Consider the following 19891-nt stretch of genomic DNA (forward strand, 5'->3'; position numbering starts at 1 on the left):
ACCGTCGTGTGTGCAAAAGAAGCACACTCGCAGGCGCAACGTGCGAGCGTTCACTCGAGTGAGCGCGGCCGAATTAGCTTCGGAGCTGCGCGTTCGGCATCGCGAAGCCGGCGACGAGATAGACGCCGACGGCCGCGACGAGCGCCGTCGGAATACCGATCAGCGTGTCCAACTCACCGAACCCCGTCGCGAACACCACGATGCCCGCGGCCGAGAGCGCGAATCCCGCGGCGACTCGGTGGAAGCCGCGCAGCGGCGCGGCATCGTCGGCGGGCATCAGGTTCTCGAGGTCGTCGTCCTCGCCCGACTGCATGAACACCGGGAGGAAACAGAAGACGCCGAGTCCGACCAGCAAGCCGGCGATGGCGCCGATCACGATATTATCGAATGCGATGTAGCCCATTACCGTGAAGGCGATGACGTCCATCGTCCCCGCCGCTGCGCCGATCCGTGTCGGCGTCAGTGGTCCGTCTCCAAACGGGTTCGACTCGGTTTCGCGTGCGGATTGAATACTTGAAATGTCGCTCTAAATTAATTCATATCTGGCTATAACTTATCGTCAAGGATAGCCCTTCGACGCCGTTCTCGCCGTACGACTAGTCTGGCGGAGCGATCGACGCCATCGCGATCCGCGCGAAACGGCGGCTCTACGCGCTCGTCGGGACCGTTGCCGGGATCGCCGCGTACCTCGGCGTCGTGGTCTGGCTCTCACGCTCGCGCCGTAGTCACGACTCCGTGGCGGGGACGTCGATGTACTCGGGCGCCACCGCGTCGGTCGTGTACGTCTCCCGGCCGCGTTTGGTAATCCGATAGCCGTCCGCGAGCATCGCCGCGGCGTCGACGACGAGCACGACGGGATCGTTCGCGCGGCGCTGCCCGACGCGGCGGGCCGCCTCGCGGCTCCCCGAGAGGTGGACCTGCTGGCGGGACATCGGTCGGAGTCCGTCCTCGCGGATCGACGCCAAGGTCGCCGGCGCCGTGCCGTGATACAGTTCGTCGGGGACCGGCGCGTCGGTCGGACCCAGATCGACGTCGACGGAGTGACCGTACGAGGCCCGAACGAGCCCGTTCCCAGCTCCGTCGTCGATCCCGCCGGCGCCCGTCCGCTCGAAGCGCCCTTTCGGATCGGTCGCGATCACCGCCGCCACGTGGCGCGGTTCGGCCCAGTCGTACTTCCGTTCGACTGCGTCGGCGAGGGCCTCGTAGTCGGTCCAGCCGTGTGCGTCGAGTTCGAGACCGACGTCCTCTGGGAAGTGTCGGAGCGCGCCGCTAACGAACTTCGAGAGCCGGCGGCGTCGCTCGCCGGAAAGCACCGTCTCTCCGCGGGCGTCGCAGATCGGACACCGCCCGTCAGCGCTCGAGTACGGTCCGTGCGCCGCGCAGGTTCTGAACGACTCCGTCACGGGCGCCCGTACTCGCTCGAGGGAAACCAATCGCTCGGTCCCTCGGCCGTCAGTCGCCCGTCCGGAACGAGAGATCCAGCGACGGCGCCGAGTGGGTCAGCGACCCCATCGAGATGACATCGACGCCCGTGGCGGCGTAGTCGGCGACGGTCTCGAGAGTGATGCCGCCGCTGGCCTCGGCGAGCGCGGCGTAGTCGGCGAGCAGATCGACCGCCTCCCGCGTCTCCGCTGGGCTCATGTTGTCCAGCAGGACGATATCGGCGCCCGCGTCGGCGGCCCGCGGCGCGTCCTCGACGGCCTCGACCTCGACGTCGAGTTTCGTGGCGAACGACGCTCGCTCCCGAAAGTGTTCGATCGCGCCCTCGAGTCCCATCTCGGCGACGTGGTTGTCCTTGACCATGACCATGTGCGAGAGGTCGAGACGGTGAGTGTCGCCGCCGCCCGCGACGACGGCGCGCTTCTCTACGCCGCGCAGGCCGGGCGTGGTCTTGCGAGTCGCGGCGATCCGAACGTCGTCGGATTCGGTGCTCTGCTCGCGGCCGGTAGCCGCTCGCGTATCCGAGGCGTCCTCAGAAGTGCTTTGCACTTCTGATGGGCTGCGAGAATCGCAAAGCGATTCTCGAACGCGTTGCGCCTCGCGAGCGCGTTCGACGACCTCGTTCGTTCGCGTGGCGATTCCCGAGGCGTGGCCCGCGAGGTTGACGGCGACGCGCTCGCCTCGCAGGACCTCGCGTGCGGCTCCCTCGACGCGGAGCAGTTCGTCGCCCGGATCGACGGCGGTGCCGTCCTCGATTCGATCGGTCACAGCGCTGTCGAGGTACCCGAAGACGGCCGTCGCCGCCTCGAGGCCCGCCGCGACGCCCGATTCCTTTGCGACGAGTCGTCCGGTGGTCTCGCCGGGCACCTGATTGGTCACGTCGTGGTGGCCGACATCTTCGCGGAGCCAGTGTTCGACCTGTGCGTCGGTGATCATCGGTAGTCAGTCGTCGGCCTCTCGGACTTCGGGCGTCGGCCCGTCGTCGCTCACGACGTAGTGACAGCCCGTCGATGTCGTGTTCTCGCCGGCCGCCCGCGCGATCAGCAGCGCCACGACGCAGGCGTTCCGGAGTTCGTAGAGATCCCGCGCCGTCCGCGTCCGAATGTAGGCGTCGACCTCGCCCTTGAGCCGTCGGAGGACGGCGCTCGCGCGGGCGATTTCGTCGGGGTCGCGCTCGAGGCCGAGGTACTCGTCCATCGTCCGTTTCAGCCGGACGGACTTCTCGGCGGCGAACCGCTCGGGCAGGTCGGGGTCGCTGTTCCGGAGGTCTGGCGCTTCGACAACCTCGGGTTCGGCGCCGGAATCTACAGCATCTGCACCGGCCCGCAGCCCCCAGACCAGGCCCTCGAGCAGGCTCGTACTCGCTAGCCGGTTGGCGCCGTGGACGCCCGTGCGGGCGCACTCGCCGACGGCGTACAGTCGATCGAGCGACGTTCGTCCGTTCTCGTCGACCGCGATCCCGCCACACAGGAAGTGCTCGCAGGGCGCGACCGGGATCTCGTCGCCCTCGATCCCGCGGCCGCGGCACTTCTCGGCGATGGCGGGGTACTCCTCGGCGAACTCGCCCTCGAGCGTACTCGCGTCCAGCACGACCTCGCCGGTTTCCTCGCGCTCCGTTTCGACGGCGCGGGCGACGACGTCCCGCGGCGCGAGTTCGGCATCGGGATGGTAGTCGTCCATGAACCGCTCCCCTTCGCCGTTGCGCAACACGGCGCCCTCGCCGCGCAGCGCCTCGGAGAGCAGGAACGGTTCCTCGCTGTCATACGCCGTGGGGTGAAACTGCACGTACTCCATGTCCTCGACCTCGGCGCCCGCGAGCGCGGCCATGGCGATCCCGTCGCCGGTCGCGTCGTCGGGGTTGGTCGAGCGCGTGTAGAGGGCGCCGATCCCGCCGGTCGCGAGGACCGTCGTCCCGGCGAAGACGGGGTGGCCGTCGGGCTCCTCGTCGGTCAGGACGCCGTGCACTCGACCCTCGTGGGTGATCAGGTCGAGCGCGGCGGTGTCCTGTCGGACCTCGATTCGGTCGTGCGCGTCGATGTGATTCAGAAACGGCCGGAGGATGTGCGTGCCCGTCGCGGCGTCCACGTGGAGGATGCGATGGTCGGAGTGGGCGGCCTCCCGGGTATAGTCGAACTCGCCGTCGCCTGTTTCGTCGAACTCGATCCCGAGGGTCTCGAGCAGCACGTCTTCGACGGCGTCGTCGGCGTGCTCGACGAGTACGTCGATCGCATCGGGATCCGCGGTCCCGTCGCTGGCCGCGAGGATGTCGCGTTTCAGGCTCTCGGGATCCCCTCGAGTCGTCGAAATCCCGCCCTGCGCCCAGTCGGTGCTGGCGCCGTCTGGTTTCTCGGCTTTCGTCACTAGGAGGACTTCGGCGCCCTCCCGGGCGGCCGCGAGCGCGGCCGCACAGCCCGCGATCCCGCTGCCGACGACCAGAACGCCCGCGGTCTCCGGCGTTGCATCCCGCGTTGGGTGTTGTGTGTCGGTCATGGCTTCGAATTAGATCTCGAGCATGCGCTCGAGCGCGACTTCGGCGAGTTCCTTCTCCTCGGGCGCGACTTCGATCACGTTTCGTTCCTGACCCTCGACGAGTTCCTCGAGCACCCAGGTGAGGTAGTTAGGGTCGATCTGGCGCATGGCGTTGCAATCCATGCAGGCGTCGCCACAGAGCGGCAGGACGTTCACCTCGGGGTGCCAGCGCTGGAGGTGCTCAGTGAGGTGGATCTCGGTCCCGATGGCCCACGTCTCGCCGGGGTCGGCGGTTTCGACGGTCTCGCAGATCGTGCTCGTCGAGCCCGCTTTGTCGGCGGCTTCGACGACCTCGCGGCGACACTCGGGGTGGACGATGACCTTCGCCTCGGGGTGTTCCGCCCGAATCTCGGCGATGTGGTCCTCGCGGAACCGCTCGTGGACCTGGCAGTAGCCGTCCCAGAGGATGATGTCGCTCTCGGCGACCTCGTCGGCGTCTTTCCCTTCGGGATCCCACGGATCCCACTCGGCGATCTCGTCTTCCATGTCCAGCCGGTGGGCCGTGTTCTCCCCGAGGTGTTTGTCGGGGAGGCACAGCACCTTGTCGCCCTTATCGAAGGCGTACTCGAACGCCTCGTGGGCGTTCGAGGAGGTGCAGACGAGCCCGCCCTGGCTCGCACAGAAGGCCTTCAGGTCCGCGTAGGAGTTCATGTAGGTGATCGGGACGATATCGGCATCGGGCGCCGCGTCGGTGATCTCGGCCCACGCGCTGTCGACCTGCAGGGCTTCGGCCATCCCGGCCATGGGACACGAGGCCTCCATGCTCGGGAGGATCACCGTCTGTTCGTCGTCGGTGATGATGTCCGCGCTCTCGGCCATGAACGTCACGCCGCCGAAGATCACGTACTCGGCGTCCGCGTTCGCGGCCTCCTTGGAGAGTTGGTAGGAATCGCCGATGAAGTCGGCGTGCTCGACGATCTCCCGGCGCTGATAGTTGTGCCCCAAGATTACGACGTCGTCGCCGAGTTCGGAGAGCGCCGCCTCGATGCGCTCCGTGCGCTCGTCTTCTTCGAGATCGCGGTATCGAGGCGGTAGTTGTTCGAGATTATCGTATTTGAACAGACTCAGATCGGTCTCCAGCTCCGCCGTTTCCATTTTGACCATTTCACGTCACCTGTGGGTAACTCCACGTCACACCGCTCTGTTGAAGAAGTTTTTCCTTCGATACTGAGAACCGGCGGAATACCATCGAGGGATACCCGAGCCGAAAACGGATCACCAGAGGTTCGCGGCGATCAATAGGTTACCTCCGCTGACAGTCACCCGTTCTTGCAGTAGCGCCTTTCCGCTCGCGTCCCTAGAGACGGTATGGCACTCGAGGAGGTGTTTTCACACTTCACCCGGCGGGACTGGGAGGAGGAATCGCCCGACGGAACGGTTCGTCTCGCCGTCGTCGGCGTCGGGGGCTTCGCCCGGCAGCGCGCGCTCCCGGCGATTGCGGAGGGGCAGTACTGCGAGACGACGGCGCTGGTCTCCGGCTCGCCCGATCGCGCGCGGACTGTCGCCGAGTCGTTCGACGTTCCCCACGTTCTCGGCTACGACGCGTTCCTGGCCGGCGACCACGCCGACACCTACGACGCGGTCTACGTCGCGACGCCGAACGCCACCCACGGCGAGTACACCGTTGCCGCCGCGGAGCGCGGGAAACACGTCGTCTGCGAGAAGCCCCTCGAGACGACCCGCGAGCGGGCCGTCGGCATCGTCGACGCCTGCGAGTCGGCCAGCGTGACGCTGATGACGGCCTATCGGCTGCAGACCGAGCCGACGATCCGGCGGGCGCGGGAGCTCGTCCGCAGCGGCGTCATCGGCGATATCGTGCAGGTTCACGGCGGCTTCTCGCACCCGCTGCTCGAGGGCGCCGGCCCCGACACGTGGCGTCTCGACCCCGGCCTCGCGGGCGGCGGCGCCTTGGTCGATCTGGGCGTCTACCCGCTCAACACGATCCGGTTCGTCCTCGGGGACGACCCCGCGGGCGTCTACGCCACGACCCACTCGAGCGGCCCGCCGTTCGACGCGGTCGACGAGCACGTCGCCTTCCAGCTCGAGTTCGCCAGCGGCGCGACGGCCTCGTGTACGGCCAGCTTCGACGCCCACGCCAGCAGCCAGCTCGACCTGATCGGCACCGAGGGGAAGATCCACGTCGAGTCGCCGTTCGGCGGCGTCGTCCCCCAGGAGATGATCGTCGAGAGCGGCGACGTCTGCATGGAGTACACGGGCCCGCGGGTCGACGAGGTCCGCGAGGAGTTCGACTACTTCGGTTACTGCGTGTTGACGGGAACGGACCCGGAACCGGACGGCGAGGACGGCCTCGTGGATCTCGAGACGATCGAGGCGGCCTACGAGTCCGCTGAGACGGGGTGTCGGGTAGAGCTCGAGTGACGGCTCGCTCGGCGAGACTCGAGTGACGGTTTGAGCGTCGGACCTCGAGGATCGACGCTGGCTGTCGTGTCGGTACGAGCGGAACCGGGCTGTCAAAACGGTACGGTGACAAGGGTGTCAACGACTGCTCGCGCTGGCAACGGGGAGGGCCACACCCTCCCCAACCGATTCGCTCACTCGCTTCGCTCGTTTACTCATCCCTCGCGCGGTATCGTCGGGCGTCCTCACTGGCGTTCGGACGCCCGACAGCACACGCCGCCGCAATGACGACGATCTGCGATTCGTCGCTCGAGTCAGATCACGGGTTTTCACTCCGAGAAGAAAACGGACTACCGACCCGTCAGGAGGACGCTTCCTCCCACGGCGTCGACTCGGCGTCGACCAGTTCGAACAGCTCGTCGAACTCGTCGGGGAACTGCGCCTCGACGTTGGCGAGCTCGCCGCCGGGCACCGTCTCGGCGAGCAGGGCGGTGACCGCCTTGATCCGGAACACCGTTTCGGCTTCGTCGATTTCCGCGGGCTTCCCGTAGCCGGTGTCGAGATCGAGGTCGGCGTAGTTCAGCCGCTCGTGGACCCGTCCGACGAACTCGTCGAAGTCGTACTGCCGTCCGTGGTCGACCTGCAGGAGGTAGCGGTCGACCTCCATGGGCAGCGGGCTGGCGATGTCCGTCGCGCCGCCCTCGTCGACGCGCTCGCCGATCGTCTCGAGGACGGCTCGCGTCGTCCGGACGGCCTCTGCCTGGGTCCCGGCCTCGATGCGGTGCTGTACCTCGCCGACGAAGTCCGTGTAGTTGGTCTTCTCCTGGGACATGGGAACTCAGAGGACGGCTCCTCGCCCGGTACTGTGGAGAGAGCTTTCCAAAAACGTCATACCGGGATTGGCAAGGCCTGTGAGGCGATTCTCGCTCGCTTCGAGACGGGTGATCGCGCCCTTCGAGACGAGCGAGAACCGCCCGTCGAGCCGCCCTGCTCAGAGTTGGTCGGGCGCGAGTTCGTCGATCGTCGTCTCGACGACGGCTCTCGAGGCCGGCTCCGGGACCACGACGATGGGGTGGTCGATTCCCGTGTCGGCGACGAGCGTCCGAAGCTGCTCGCGCGCATCGTCGGGCGTGCCGGCGACGCCGAGGTCGGCGAGCATCGCGTCGGTCACCGCGTCGGCGGCCTCGCCTTTTTCTCCGTCGCGCCAGGCGTCGGCGATGCGGTCCGCGCGCTCTGGGTACGCCGTCGCGACGGCTCGACGGTACCCCTCGCCGCTGCCGACGTAGTACGCGATGTGTCGGCGCAGCGTCTTCCGGGCCTCCTCGGGGTCCTCGCTGACCGCCGACGGAACGTAGGGCGCGATCGTGATCTCGCTCGGATCGCGGTCGCGCTCGCGGGCCGCGTCCGCGACTTCCTCGAACGCCTCGTCGAGGTGCGAGAAGGGAATGTTGTGCGGAATCCAGCCGTCGCAGAGCCGGCCGACGACCCGCCGGTTCGCCGGCCCGAGACCGGCGTGGTAGATCGGCACGGGGGCCTCGAGCGACGGGAAGTCGGCGGCCGCGAGCACCTCGCCGTCGTAGTCGACGCGGCCCTCGCCGGCGGTGTACGCGCGGACGAGTTCGATCGTCTCGTGGGCCCGCCGGACGGGGCGATCGAATGCCATCCCGTGGAGGTCCTCGACGGCCTTCGGCGTGCTGGTCCCGACGCCGAGCGTGAACCGGCCGTCCGAGGCCCGCTGCAGCGACGCGGCGGTCATCGCGAGCACGGCCGGCGACCGCGAGTAGACGTTCAAGATCGCGCTCCCGAGCTCGATCTCCTCGGTTCGACAGGCCATCTCGGTCAGCTGGACGACGCCGCTCTCGCCCCAGAGTTCGCCGACCCAGACGGCGTCGTAGGCCAGTTGCTCCGCGCGGACCGCGATGTCCGCGAGATCGAGATCACCGAACGACGTTACCATGAGTCCGACGTCCATGCTCCCGACGACGGGAGCCAGCGAGAAAAAATCGAGCTACCCGTCGAACGTGAACTCGAGGTCGTCATCGGACCCGTGGTCGCTGCTGTCGCCGTAGACGAGGATCTCCCCGCAGTCGGTGACAACTATGTCGAACTCGTCGACACTGAACTCGAGGCCGACCGATACCGCGGCCCCCCGTGCGGCCGCGTGGTCGAGCAGCCGCTCGAGGGCCTCCGGATCGATCGCCTCCCACAGCGGGCCGATATCCCGCGGTGAGCGGTCCGCGACGGTCGAGATCGCACAGACAATCGCACTCGAGAGCTGGTCAGAATTGGTCGGATCGAAATGGACTCGATGGACGGGTGAACATTCGTGGTCTGAGAAAAGGCCGTTCATTACACGTTGTACGGTTGCTAACCCGTTGAAGGAGCGGACGGTATATGCCCGACTTTATAAGGGTCACCGGACGAGCGAGTTCTCGATCAGCGCCTTCAGCCCGCGGCGGAGACGGCCGCTGACGGCCGACGAGGAGACGCCGAGCGCGTCCGCGAGATCCTCGACCGAGGAACCCCGCGGATCCTCGAAGTAGCCGCGTTCGTAGGCGGTGACGAGCGTCTTCCGTTGGATGGGCGTCAGCTCGTAGCCCTGTCTCGTGCTCCGGTCGCCGTCCTCGGCGTGATAGAGCCGATCGACGGTAAAGTCGACGTCCTTGGCCCGACAGTGCTCTCGAAACTCCTGTAACCGGCCGATCTCGGGCACCTCGAGGGTCGCGATCCAGCCGCCGCGACCGCTCGTGGCGTGGAGGACTCGCATCCCGAGTTCGGCGGCGCGGGGCAACACCAGCCGCTCCGCCGAAGTCAGCCGCATCCGGTAGACGCGGAACTCGCCGCCGTCGATGACGACCGTCGGTTCCGAAATCGTCGGATCGTCGGCGACGACGCGGCCGAACGCGTCGAAGTCGCCGCCGTAGGTCTCGAAGAAGAGATAGTACTCCCCCGGCCCGGCGATCGTCTGGTACTCGAGCTCGACGGTCATCTCGGGCAGCGCCTGAATCGTCGGCGTGAGCACCAGCTCGGGGTGGACGAGCGTGATTTCGGCGATGACCCGCGCCTCGCTCATGTTGGCTGGTTTGTTACCAGTACCCATGAACCTTGGAGTCCCCGGAGGTCGACGGGAACTCCCAATCCCGTTCGGACCGCCGCCACGCTGGTCGAGCGCGCCGTCAGCCGTCGAACCCGTCGAAGACGATCTCGCCGTCGACCACCGTCATCGCCACGTCGATCTCGTCGATCCGGTCCGTCCGCTCCCACGGCGACGCCTCGAGGACCACTAGATCCGCTCGCTTCCCGACCGCGACGGTTCCGAGACGGCCCTCGTCGAAGCCGGCGTAGGCCCCGCCGCGCGTGTAGGCACGCAACGCTTCGGTGACCGACAGCCGCTGTGCTTCAGTCGGCGCGTTGACCGCGTGGTGGACCCCGAGCAGCGGATCCAACGGCATGCAGTCCGAGCCGAACGCGAGCGGGACGCCGGCCTCGAGCACCCGCCGGAACCGATTGGTCCGATTCCGCCGCTCGCGTCCCAGCCGCCGATCGTAGAGGCCGCCCTCGTCCGCCCAGCGGTGGAAGTTCGGCTGCATCGACGCGACGATCCCGGCCTCGGCCATGCGCTCGAGCTGGTCGTCGGTCGCCAGCTCCGCGTGTTCGATCCGGTGGCGCCGTCCGCCGGGGTGGGTCGTCGACTCGAGGGCCGACAGCGTCTCCTCGATCGCCGCGTCGCCGATGGCGTGGACGCAGACCTGATACCCGCCGCCGTCGGCGCGCTCGACCAGCGCGGCGAGGTCCTCGGGGTCGACGACCCACTGGCCGCGGTCGTCGCCCTCGTCCGCATCGTGTTCTGCGTCCGCTCCGTCCGCACCGGCGTCGGCGTACGGCTCCCGGAGCCGCGCCGTTCGACTCCCGAAACTCCCGTCGGAGAAGGACTTGATCGCGCCCGTCCGGACGCGGTCGCCGCCCGCGTTCGTCGCCAGCCCGACCTCCTCGAGCGCCTCGAGGTGGTCGCTCCAGTAGTCGATCCGAACGCGAAGGGGCAGGTCGCCGTCGGCGGCCATGTCGCGGTAGACCCGGGGCGCGACCGAGCCGCGGACCTTGTCGTGGACGCCGGTGACGCCCAACTCGACCGCGCGTTCGGTCGCCGCGGCGAGGACCTCGCGCATCTCCTCGCGGCCGGCCGTCAGCTCCCGGCGGACGGCCTCGGCAGCGTCCTCGACGGCGACGCCGGTCGGCTCGCCGCCCACCCGCCGCAGATCGGACGCGGGGAGGTCGTCTGCGAGCCGCTCGAGGGCGACCGAGTTCAGCGAGGCGGTGTGCAGATCGACGCGCATCGCGACGACGGGGCGGTCCCCGCTGACGCGGTCGAGTTCCGCGCTCGTGAGCGGTCGCGTCCACGAGCCGTCCCACGCGCTCTCGTCGTAGCCGAAGCCGAGGACCCACTCGCGGTCCGGTTCGGTATCGGCGTGGGCCGACAGCGTCTCGAGGCAGTCTTCGAGACTCGTCGCTGCCGAGAGATCGGCGTGGACGAGGTGCTGTCCGAGCTGTTCCATGTGCGTGTGGGCGTCGATAAAGCCCGGCAGGACGGTCCGGCCCTCGCAGTCGATCACGTCGGTCTCGACCCCCTCGAGGAACGAGACCTCGTAGGTGTCGCCGAGTCGAACGATCTCGCCGTCGCGGACGGCGACCGCCTCGTGGACGAGGTCGGGCTCCTCGAGGGTGTGGACCGCCGCGTTCACGAGCAGGCGGTCGGCGGCGTCGGTCATGCTCGAGAGGGTGTCGGCGAGGGCCAAAACGGTTCGGGAGAAAGCCCCTCCCGCGCTCGAGGCGGGCCTCGAGCGCGGGAGCCCCTTTCAGTCCCACCCGAAAGCCCCGACTCGCTGGGTGCGGGCGCCCAGCGAGTCGCCCCTTTCAGTCCCGCCCGGGATCGGTTGACTGACCGGCTACTACCGTGACAGTCCCGTTCCGTTCGAACCTCTTCGGATCGTCTGCGAAGTCGGTCAGCCGACGTCCGCGGTTGGATCGAGCACCGAAATTGCGGCGGCGTGTTCGATCGGCTGTGACAGGGCGAACGGAACCGTCGGCTCCGAACCGCTGCGCGTGCAGTCCGGCGCAAGCTTAACCTGCTGGCTCGTGGATCGGCCGGTATGATCGATCGTGACGGCCGCATCGTCTTCGGCTCGCTCCTGGCGTTGATCCTCGTGCTCACCGTATCGATCGTCGTCGAGGAGCAGTTCGGCGTCGGCTTGCGGGAGTATCCGGTCCTGTCGTTTCTGGTCTTCGCCGGCCTCGCACTCGCCGTCCCGCAGCTGTATCTCGCCGCGACAGACGACGAGACCGCGGACGACGACCCGACGCGGAGCCGCGTCCAGTTCGCCGCCGTCGCGACGGCGGTCTTCGCGCTCGCCTTCGCCGACGACGCGTCGGGGATCAGCTACCTCGTGATCGCGGGCATCGGCTCCGGTGCGGTCATCGCGCTGGTCTGTTACGAGGCGCTGCGCTGGCACCACGGCTCGAGCGAGGGGAGCCTCTCGCAGGCGCGGTGATCGGCCTCGCGTACGAAATCAGCAATCCTTAGGACCGACCGCCGTTTTGGGCAACGCATGACAGACCCCGAGGACCTCGTCGAGCGAGTCCGCGACGGCGAGTTGCGCCTGCACGAACTCGAGGACCACGCCGACCACGACACCGCGGCCGAAGCGCGCCGGCTGCTCCTCGAGCGTGAGACGGCAACGGAACTCGAGGCGATCGGCGACTACGCGTTCCCCGCCGAGACCGCGGAGCCGAACATCGAGAACATGATCGGCGCCGCGCAGGTGCCGATGGGCGTCGTCGGTCCCGTGCCGGTTTCGGGCGGCGCGGCCACCGGTGATCACTACCTACCGCTGGCGACGACCGAAGGCGCTCTGCTCGCGTCGGTCAACCGCGGACTCGGCGTGATTCGCTCCGCGGGCGGCGCGGACGCCCGCGTGACGAAAAACGGAATGACTCGTGCGCCGGTGTTTCGAGTTGCCGGCGTCGCTGAGGCGGCCGAGACCGTCGAGTGGGTTGACGAGAACACCGAGGCGCTGGCCGAAGCCGCTGAGTCGACCACCAGCCACGGCGAACTGATCGACGTCGAACCGTACGTCGTCGGCGACTCCGTCTACCTGCGCTTCGCCTACGACACCAAGGACGCGATGGGGATGAACATGGCCACCATCGCGACCGGCGAGGCCTGCGAGATCGTCGAGGCAGAAACCCCGGCCGACCTCGTCGCGCTCTCGGGCAACCTCTGCTCAGACAAGAAACCCGCCGCGATCAACGCCGTCGAGGGCCGCGGGCGCTCGGTGACCGCCGACGCGGTGATCCCCGGCGAACTCGTCGAGGAACGCCTCCACACGACCCCCGAGGCCATCGCCGAGGCGAACACGCGCAAGAACCTCACGGGCAGCGCCAAGGCGGGGAGTCTGGGATTCAACGCCCACGCGGCCAACGTCGTCGCCGCGGCCTTCCTCGCGACCGGCCAGGACGAGGCCCAGGTCGTCGAGGCCGCGAACGCGATCACCACAATGGACGCTCGCGAGAACGAGGGCGGCACCACCGACCTCTACGCCAGCGTCTCGCTGGCCTCCCTCGAGGTCGGAACCGTCGGCGGCGGCACGAAACTGCCGACGCAGGCCGAGGCGCTCGAGGTGCTCGGCCTCCGCGGCGGCGGCGACCCGCCGGGCTCGAACGCCGACGCCTTAGCCGAGATCATCGCCGTCGGCGCGCTGGCCGGCGAACTCTCCCTGCTCGGCGCGCTGTCCTCGCGACACTTGGCGAGCGCACACGAGGACCTCGGTCGGTGAACTGACTCCCGACTCACACTCGTTTTCACTGCGGGTAGAATTCGACCGCCGAGACGGTCCGGCTACGCGTTCTCGGGCGCGGCCTCGCGATCCTCCGTCGCTTCGTTCCGAGCGCGAATCGTCGTTCGCGCGGTGTAACTGCCGGCGCCGACGAGTAGCACGAGTCCGACGAGCATCGGTAGCAGGCTCGAGGCCAACGTGACCAGCCCCAGCCCGACGGCCGAAACCGCGTTCGAGACCGCGAAGTCACGCCGCCCGTACGCGCCGTGGAGGAGGGCGACGGCGGCGAACGTCGCGGCGAAGGCACCCAGCCCCAGCGTCGTCGCGTCGACGCCGAACAGCGTTTCGTTGATGAACCGACCATATGCGACGAGCGCGAGCGCCGCTATCGATCCGGCACCGATCGCCTGCTCCTGGACGTCTATCGTCTCCGCCATTCACTCGCCGTTGGCGCCCGCGGTGCAAAGCAGTGCCGTTCCGGCGCGTCGCTCGTCTCTGGGTCCTCGTCGCCTGAAGGCCGCTACAGCCGTCGATACCGACCGCGGCTCTCGCTTACCTCGCCGCGGCGAACGAGCTTTTCGAGTGCGTCCTGTACGTACTCCGCGGAGACGCCGCGTTCGCCGGCGTAGTCGACGATCTCGTCTTCGGTCGGCCGCTCGAGGTCCTCGAGTGCCCGTTCGACGATCTCCTTCTTGCTGCCGCTGCGAGTCGGGCCCCGCGGGTCGCGCTCGCCGGCGGCCGAGACCTCGTCGACGTCGAGGCCGGATTCCTCGAGGTACTCGTCGTCGTCGACGACGCCGTCGGCGACCTGGTCCTCGAGGGCGTTAAAGGAGTCCAGTTCGGCGAACGCCTCGCCCTCGCCCTGCCGGTTGGCGAGCATCGACGCGCGGACGTCGCGGGCGTGGCCGGCGTCCTCGGTCTCGACGAACTTCTTGCGCTTCTCGTAGGCCTTCCGCGCGCCGCAGCGGGGACACTGGGTCGTCTCGGAGCGACCCTCGATGATCCAGAGGTTCGAACACTCGCTGCAGCCGACGACGGCGTACATGGCTCGCAGTCGGGGCGCCCGGCAGTTCAAGGTTCGGCAAGCGCGGCGGAAGTGAAACGACGAGGCGGCTTCCGATCGTCTCGAGTCGACGGTTCGAATCGACGTGCGAGCGTGGTCTCGAGCCCGTGCTCGCAGTTGACGGTCGGTAGTCGGCGTCCGGCGGCCGATCGCCGGGACCGGCGGACCTATGTGGCTCGTCGCCGGTGCTCTTCGTATGGAACGCGTGTCACTCGACGACTGCGAGCCGTCGGAAGCCGCCGACGGCGTCCACCTGGCGCTGCTGGCCGGCACCGACTCGATGAACCTCCAGCACTTCGAGATCGAACCCGGCGCGACCGTCGACGAGCACAGCCACCCCCACGACCAGACGGGCTACATCGTGCAGGGCGAACTCACGTTTCTCGTCGAAGGAGAGGAGACCGTCTGCGGGCCCGGTGACTCCTACGCAATTCCGGGCGACCAGCCCCACGCGGCCGAGAACCGCGGCGACGAGACCGTCCGCGGCGTCGACATCTTCAGCCCGCCGCGGGAGAATCCAAGCTGGCAGGAGGACTGAGCCGCTCGAGAGGGCACGCTTCGCGACCGCAGAATCCGGTGATCACCACGGCGCGGCAACGACGGTGAGCGCGACACCGACCCGAAGCGGTGTCTCCGCGAGCGGCGCGACGCTCTCCGCGAGCTGCCGCCGTCGGCTCTCGAGACCCTGTCCGAGCCCGACGGCGCGATCTGATTGCTCCGCTGTCATTTAGGCGGAGTACTCGAGCCGAACGGCCATAGTAGTAACAGGCCGGGTCCGCTCGCCGGCTATTCCCTCTCCCCTGCCGATGGTTCACTGCAGAATACCACGGAGTTATACAGTTGAACTCGCAAGGTGGGGCAATGGCAACCGAGTCGACGTCATCGAACTCTCGGGGTATCGGACGCATCGGGACGCATCTCGAGCGATTGGGGCCGACGTGGCTCGCCGGCGCGATCGCGGCGGGGCCGGCGACGATGGGCAGCCTGCTGGTCGCGGGGGCGAGTTTCGAGTACGCGCTGCTGTGGGTCGTCGTCCTCTCGGCGATCCTCGGCACCGTCGGGCAGTACCTCGCGATGCGACTGGGGCTGCTCACCGAGGCGGGGATCGTTTCGGTCGCCGAACGACACCTCGGCTCGTTCTGGGCGTGGGTGCTCGTGGTCGACGCCGTGCTCGCCGCGGGGTTGGCCCAGATCGTGATCATGAAGACGCTCGCGTCGGTCAGCGCGACGATAGCCGCCGAAGCGGGCGTCGGTGTCGCCGCGCTGACCGATCCGCGCCTCTGGGGAGTCGCGTGGGCCGTCCTCCTCGCGCTGGGACTCGCGGGCGGCGGCTACCGCTTCGCGGAGGCCGGGGCCAAGGTGCTCGTCTCGATTGTCGTCGTCGCGTTCCTCGCGGCCGCGTTCGTCGCGCCGATCGATCCCGGCGCGGCGGCGACCGGGCTCGTCCCCGCGATTCCGGCCGGTGTCGACGGCGCCCTCGTCGCCGCAGGCATCCTCGGCGGCGCGGTCCACATTACGCTGCTGACCATGCAGAGCTACACGATGCGCGCCCGCGGCTGGACCGTCCGCGACGCGGACACCGCGCTCGTCGACGTCGCGAGTTCGATGCTCCTCGCGTTCGGCGCCTTCAGCCTCGCGGTCTTTCTCGTCGCGGCGAGCGTCCTCCCGTCGGCCGGCGTCGACCCCGCGACGATCGACGGCGTGGGCGCCGCACAGACGCTGGGCCCGGTCGCCGGCGAGTACGCCACCTGGGTGTTCCTCGCCGGCCTCCTCGGGGCCGCGGTGTCGACCCTCGGCGGGAACACGATCGTCCCGCCGTACCTGCTCGCGGACAAACTCGGCTGGGAGCGCTCCACCGACGACGGCCGCTACCGGGCCGCGATCGCCGGCTTCGCGCTTATCTCCGCCGTCGGAGCCTTCCTCGGCGGGACGTTCTTCCAGCTCCTCGTGCTCACGCTGGCGTTCGGACTCGTCGGAACGCCCTTCGCCATCGCCGTGCTCCTCGTGCTCCTGAACGATCCCGACGTCGTCCCCGAGACGAACTCGCTGCCCGCGAACGTCGGCGGACTCGCGCTGTTCGCCGTCGCCGCCGTCCTCGCGGGCGAGTTCGTCCAGGGCGAACTCGAGACGATCGCCGAACCGGCCTCGGCCTTCGTCGTCGTCTTCGCCGCCGCGATGGCGCTGGCGATCGTCGGCCTGGCCGGCAAGTACGGTCGCGAGCGACTCGCGGCGTAGGACGGATCCCCGTTCGCGTTCCGCGGACCAATTTTCAAGCCGTTCGCGACCGACACTCAGCGCATGCCAGCGTTAGCAGACGACGTCATCGTCGTCACGGGCGCGAGCCGCGGCCTCGGCAGCGCGATGGTCGAACGGTTCGCCGCGGAGGGCGCCCGCGTCGTCCTCACCGCCCGCGACGAGGAGCGCATGACCGAGATCGCCGCTGACCTGTCGGTGAATCGCTCGTCGTTCCCGCGGACGTCCGCGATGCCGACGCCGTCGAACAGGTCGTCGACCGAACGATCGACGAGTTCGGCCGGGTCGACACGTTGGTCAACAACGCCGGCGTCAGCCTGCTCGGGATGTACGACGGCCGAAATCGGCTCGAGGAGATCAGCGAGGACGACTGGGACACGGTCCTCGAGGTCAACCTCAAGGGTGTGTTCCTCTTTACTCGCGCCGCGCTGTCCCACATGGACGAGCAGGGCCACGGTAACGTTATTAACATTTCCTCGGGGCTCGGTCGAAACGCCATCGTCGGCGCGGGCCCCTACGTCAGTTCGAAGTGGGGGACTCGAGGGGAGGGTTGCGGACCAGAGGTCCACAACCTTATAACGTGGCGGCGGAGCCGCCACGCTCCTGACCCGAACGACCGCGCTCGAGGGCGAAGACCGCGGTATCAACGCCAACGCGCTCGATCCGGGCGGGCGGGTCGACACCGACATCTGGGCGCACCTCCCCGACGAGGAACGCGAGGAAATCCTCGATCCCGACGTGATGAACGACGCCGCCGTGCTCCTCGCGGCGCAGGGCCCCGACGGCGTCAGCGGCGAGTCGATGCCCGCCGAGGAGTGGGAGCAGCGGCTCGGATAGCGCGTTTGGCCCTCACTCCTGTCGTCCATCCCACAACTACTATACTGAGGGTCGCTTTCTTTCCACGAGATGGAACGGGAATTAGAAGCGCTCGCTCGAGAGCTATCGATTCCGTACTACGAGGCCGCCCTCCCCGCACACGATAGCTTCCACGCCAATCGCGTCCGCGATCTCTCGCTTCGATTAGCGGACGAGTGCGGGGACGCCGTCGATCGAGACGTGCTATCGGCGGCCGCGTGGTTACACGACATCGGGCGTCCGTTGGAGCGAACGGGCGAGATCGACGATCACGACGAATGGGGTGCAGGCGAAGCGGCGGACCTGCTCGCGGCCGAAGGCGTAGCGACTGACCGAATCGCTGCTATCGAACACTGTATTCGGGCGCACAGTATCCGGGCCAGTTCCCCCGAACCCGAAACCCTCGAGGCGAAGTTGCTCTTCGACGCGGACAAGTTGGACGCGACCGGCGCGGTCGGGATCGTCCGGCTGGCCTGTATCGTCGGCGAGCGATCGGGTCGAACGGGCGAGAAACACGCGGTGATCGACGACTCGTCGGTGCAGCGGCCGGCGACGGCGGACCGTCCGGACGTCTCGCTCCTCCGCGAGTGGGCGAGAGAGCGGCTGGACGAGTTGTACACGGACCCCGGCCGTCGGCTCGGAGCGTCCCGGTGGGAGTTCACGGAGTCGTTTTTCGCCCGCTTCGCCGACGAACTCGGGGTCGAGGGAGAGCGGTAACCGGCTCGAGCGAGACGGCGTCTACTCCGACTCCTCGAGCGATTTCCGCATCTCGACGTGGGGAATCCCGGCCTCCTCGAACTCCTCGCCGTACCGTTCGTAGCCCAGACTGCGGTAGAAGCCGGCCGCCCGCGTTTGCGAGTGCAGTTTCAGCGACTCGAGGCCGTCCGCTCGAGCCCGGTCTTCGACGGCGGTCATCACCGCGCGACCGACGCCGTCCTCCCGGCGGGACTCGAGGACGGCGACGCGTTCGACCTTGCCGACGCCGTCCGCGTACTCCCGGAGGCGGGCGGCGCCGACCGGCTCGTCGCCGTCGTAGGCGACGAAGTGCGTCGCGGTCTCGTCGTGTTCGTCGTACTCGAGTTCCTCGTCGACGCCCTGTTCCTCGACGAACACCGTCTGCCGGACGGTGAAGGCGTCCTCGCGCGTGCGTTCGGTGTCGGCGACGCGCACCTCGAGGTCGTCCGTGTCGTCCATGCGGGGGCCGTAAGCGATCCGTCCGTGAAACCGTTACCGTTACGCGCCACTCGTCGTCGAAATCGCCCCCGACTCGCGTTCGAGCGGATCCTCACCGGACACGCGACGCACACCGGACGGATGCCGGGCCGGGATCCCGGAGGCCCAGCGTTCGGTGCCGTCGGCCGATCAGTACCGCGTCTGGAAGTGATGCACCGCGTCGAAGAACTCCCGGCGTTTGCGCTCGAGGAAGATGAAGTGCGTCCCGCCAGCTATCTCGACGTACCGCTTCCGGTCGTCGGTCGCGCCGACGGCGTCGTACAGGTTCAACGCGCCCTCCCGGGAGATGATGCCGTCGCTCGAGGCGCGGATCACGAGCGTCGGATCGTCGATCTGCCGCGGGTGGTACTCGCTTTCCTGGCGGACTAACGGGGCGATGATCGTCTCCTCGGAGGCGGTTTCACCGCCCTCTCGAGGCGTCTCCGACGCCTCGCCGCCGTCGATCGCCTGGTTCGTCTCGTAGATCGCCCGCCAGACCGCGGCCTGGACCTCGTCGGCGGTGTACTCCGCGCCGCCGATCCAGTAGTCGCGGTCGGCGCCGTCGGGGAGTTCCGCGTTCCACCGTTCGACGAACGCAGAGCGCTCCTGGGTCGCGTACGCGGGCCCCTCGGGATCGGCGCCGATCTCGAGCGTCCCGAACGAGCCGCCCGCGAGCGTGACCGTCGCGTAGTCGGGATCGCCGACTTCGTACACCGCGCGGCCGCGCCAGGTCCCGCCGGAGAGACCGACGTAGTGGACGCGATCGAAGCCGCGCTCGTCCCGGAGCCAGCGGGTCACCTCGAGGATGTCGAGCGCCTCGCGTTCGAACGACAGCGGCGGCGCGTTCGCCTCCGGCGGCTCGTCGTACTCCGCGGGCGGTTCGCTGTGGCCGTAGCCGCGCATATCGGGGGCGAACGTGGCCTGTCCCTGCGCCGCGACGGAGGGGAGCCATCCGAACTCGTCGCCGAGGGGCGGATCGAACATCGAGACGGCGCCGTAGGTCGAACCGTGGACGAAGATGACGGCCTCCTCGGGGTCGTCGACGGTCGTCCGTTCCCAGAGCCGAAGGCGGTGGCCGTCGTCCATCGTCAGATCGTGGGCGGTCGGCAGCCGCGCGTCGGCGCCGCTTCGCTGTCCGTTACAGCCGATACGGTGCTCCCGTTCGTTCTTGCTGGCGTCCCCGTCGTCTCCGACTGCACCCGCGGCGGTCCCGACCAGTGCCGTTCCGACGGTTCCCGCGAGAAACGCTCGTCTGGGCGTCACCGATGGATCGCGATCGTCCGTCATGTGTCAATATCCCAATCTTCCGCGGCGGCGAATAAGGATAGTTGATGGTTTCGGGAACGCCGAT

At 68.3% G+C, this 19891-nt stretch carries 21 protein-coding genes and 1 pseudogene; 7 read left to right on the forward strand and 15 right to left on the reverse strand.

Going from position 1 to position 19891, the window contains the following annotated elements; translation table 11 throughout:
- Positions 1 to 73: 73 nt before the first annotated feature.
- The 5 genes from C477_RS17690 to nadA form a co-directional block, all read right to left on the reverse strand.
- Positions 74 to 427, reverse strand: a complete 354-nt coding sequence (locus C477_RS17690; RefSeq protein ID WP_008895900.1) for a hypothetical protein — start codon at positions 425 to 427, stop codon at positions 74 to 76.
- Positions 428 to 725: 298 nt separating this feature from the next.
- Complete coding sequence (locus tag C477_RS17695) at positions 726 to 1403, reverse strand: RNA 2'-phosphotransferase (protein ID WP_008895901.1); 678 nt, start codon at positions 1401 to 1403, stop codon at positions 726 to 728.
- Between the two features lie 49 nt (positions 1404 to 1452).
- Positions 1453 to 2376, reverse strand: coding sequence for a carboxylating nicotinate-nucleotide diphosphorylase (gene nadC, locus C477_RS17700; RefSeq protein ID WP_008895902.1), 924 nt, complete (start codon positions 2374 to 2376; stop codon positions 1453 to 1455).
- Positions 2377 to 2382: 6 nt separating this feature from the next.
- Complete coding sequence (locus tag C477_RS17705) at positions 2383 to 3930, reverse strand: L-aspartate oxidase (RefSeq protein WP_008895903.1); 1548 nt, start codon at positions 3928 to 3930, stop codon at positions 2383 to 2385.
- 9 nt (positions 3931 to 3939) lie between these two features.
- A complete protein-coding gene (nadA, locus tag C477_RS17710) occupies positions 3940 to 5073 on the reverse strand; it encodes a quinolinate synthase NadA (protein ID WP_008895904.1) in 1134 nt (377 codons plus the stop codon).
- Positions 5074 to 5277: 204 nt separating this feature from the next.
- On the opposite strand from nadA, the gene gfo6 reads away from it, so the two are divergent.
- Positions 5278 to 6348, forward strand: coding sequence for a D-xylose 1-dehydrogenase Gfo6 (gfo6, locus tag C477_RS17715; protein ID WP_008895905.1), 1071 nt, complete (start codon positions 5278 to 5280; stop codon positions 6346 to 6348).
- 340 nt (positions 6349 to 6688) lie between these two features.
- On the opposite strand, the gene C477_RS17720 is transcribed toward gfo6, so the two are convergent.
- The 5 genes from C477_RS17720 to C477_RS17740 all read right to left on the reverse strand — a co-directional run bounded on the left by C477_RS17720 (position 6689) and on the right by C477_RS17740 (position 11093).
- The gene (locus tag C477_RS17720) at positions 6689 to 7159 is read right to left on the reverse strand and encodes a DUF2267 domain-containing protein (protein ID WP_008895906.1); all 471 of its coding nucleotides are present in this window, start codon (positions 7157 to 7159) and stop codon (positions 6689 to 6691) included.
- A 159-nt stretch (positions 7160 to 7318) separates the two neighbouring features.
- A complete protein-coding gene (locus tag C477_RS17725) occupies positions 7319 to 8299 on the reverse strand; it encodes an LLM class flavin-dependent oxidoreductase (protein WP_008895907.1) in 981 nt (326 codons plus the stop codon).
- Positions 8300 to 8335: 36 nt separating this feature from the next.
- The gene (locus C477_RS17730; protein WP_008895908.1) at positions 8336 to 8677 is read right to left on the reverse strand and encodes a HalOD1 output domain-containing protein; all 342 of its coding nucleotides are present in this window, start codon (positions 8675 to 8677) and stop codon (positions 8336 to 8338) included.
- Positions 8678 to 8740: 63 nt separating this feature from the next.
- The gene (locus C477_RS17735; RefSeq protein WP_008895909.1) at positions 8741 to 9400 is read right to left on the reverse strand and encodes a helix-turn-helix domain-containing protein; all 660 of its coding nucleotides are present in this window, start codon (positions 9398 to 9400) and stop codon (positions 8741 to 8743) included.
- Between the two features lie 103 nt (positions 9401 to 9503).
- Complete coding sequence (locus C477_RS17740) at positions 9504 to 11093, reverse strand: amidohydrolase (RefSeq protein WP_008895910.1); 1590 nt, start codon at positions 11091 to 11093, stop codon at positions 9504 to 9506.
- A 381-nt stretch (positions 11094 to 11474) separates the two neighbouring features.
- On the opposite strand from C477_RS17740, the gene C477_RS17745 reads away from it, so the two are divergent.
- Together C477_RS17745 and hmgA are read left to right on the forward strand one after the other, a co-directional pair.
- Positions 11475 to 11873, forward strand: a complete 399-nt coding sequence (locus tag C477_RS17745; RefSeq protein ID WP_008895911.1) for a hypothetical protein — start codon at positions 11475 to 11477, stop codon at positions 11871 to 11873.
- A gap of 57 nt (positions 11874 to 11930) precedes the next feature.
- Complete coding sequence (hmgA, locus tag C477_RS17750; RefSeq protein WP_008895912.1) at positions 11931 to 13157, forward strand: hydroxymethylglutaryl-CoA reductase (NADPH); 1227 nt, start codon at positions 11931 to 11933, stop codon at positions 13155 to 13157.
- 62 nt (positions 13158 to 13219) lie between these two features.
- Here the strand turns inward: hmgA and C477_RS17755 are convergent, their stop codons facing one another.
- Positions 13220 to 13594 carry a hypothetical protein gene (locus C477_RS17755; RefSeq protein ID WP_008895913.1) on the reverse strand — a complete coding sequence of 125 codons (375 nt, stop codon included), beginning with the start codon at positions 13592 to 13594 and terminating at the stop codon, positions 13220 to 13222.
- Positions 13595 to 13677: 83 nt separating this feature from the next.
- Positions 13678 to 14202, reverse strand: a complete 525-nt coding sequence (locus C477_RS17760) for a DUF5817 domain-containing protein (RefSeq protein WP_008895914.1) — start codon at positions 14200 to 14202, stop codon at positions 13678 to 13680.
- A 214-nt stretch (positions 14203 to 14416) separates the two neighbouring features.
- Here C477_RS17760 and C477_RS17765 point away from each other — a divergent pair, with 214 nt between their 5' ends.
- A complete protein-coding gene (locus tag C477_RS17765) occupies positions 14417 to 14758 on the forward strand; it encodes a cupin domain-containing protein (protein ID WP_049914656.1) in 342 nt (113 codons plus the stop codon).
- Positions 14759 to 14800: 42 nt separating this feature from the next.
- Here the strand turns inward: C477_RS17765 and C477_RS23865 are convergent, their stop codons facing one another.
- Positions 14801 to 14947 (reverse strand): hypothetical protein, encoded by a 147-nt coding sequence (locus C477_RS23865; protein WP_160168026.1) that lies wholly within the window; start codon positions 14945 to 14947, stop codon positions 14801 to 14803.
- Between the two features lie 134 nt (positions 14948 to 15081).
- Between C477_RS23865 and C477_RS17770 the strand changes: the two genes are divergently transcribed.
- The 3 genes and pseudogenes from C477_RS17770 (at position 15082) to C477_RS17780 (ending at position 18045) form a co-directional block, all read left to right on the forward strand.
- Positions 15082 to 16455: an NRAMP family divalent metal transporter gene (locus tag C477_RS17770; protein WP_008895916.1), complete on the forward strand. Its 1374-nt coding sequence runs from the start codon at positions 15082 to 15084 to the stop codon at positions 16453 to 16455.
- 63 nt (positions 16456 to 16518) lie between these two features.
- A pseudogene (locus tag C477_RS17775) lies at positions 16519 to 17310 on the forward strand (SDR family oxidoreductase).
- Positions 17311 to 17379: 69 nt separating this feature from the next.
- Positions 17380 to 18045, forward strand: coding sequence for an HD domain-containing protein (locus C477_RS17780; protein ID WP_008895919.1), 666 nt, complete (start codon positions 17380 to 17382; stop codon positions 18043 to 18045).
- A 21-nt stretch (positions 18046 to 18066) separates the two neighbouring features.
- Here the strand turns inward: C477_RS17780 and C477_RS17785 are convergent, their stop codons facing one another.
- Both C477_RS17785 and C477_RS17790 read right to left on the reverse strand, forming a co-directional pair.
- Positions 18067 to 18522: a GNAT family N-acetyltransferase gene (locus C477_RS17785; protein ID WP_008895920.1), complete on the reverse strand. Its 456-nt coding sequence runs from the start codon at positions 18520 to 18522 to the stop codon at positions 18067 to 18069.
- Positions 18523 to 18690: 168 nt separating this feature from the next.
- Positions 18691 to 19827 (reverse strand): alpha/beta hydrolase, encoded by a 1137-nt coding sequence (locus C477_RS17790; protein ID WP_008895921.1) that lies wholly within the window; start codon positions 19825 to 19827, stop codon positions 18691 to 18693.
- Positions 19828 to 19891: the final 64 nt, after the last annotated feature.

This window comes from Haloterrigena salina JCM 13891 (assembly GCF_000337495.1).
Lineage (GTDB): Archaea > Halobacteriota > Halobacteria > Halobacteriales > Natrialbaceae > Haloterrigena > Haloterrigena salina.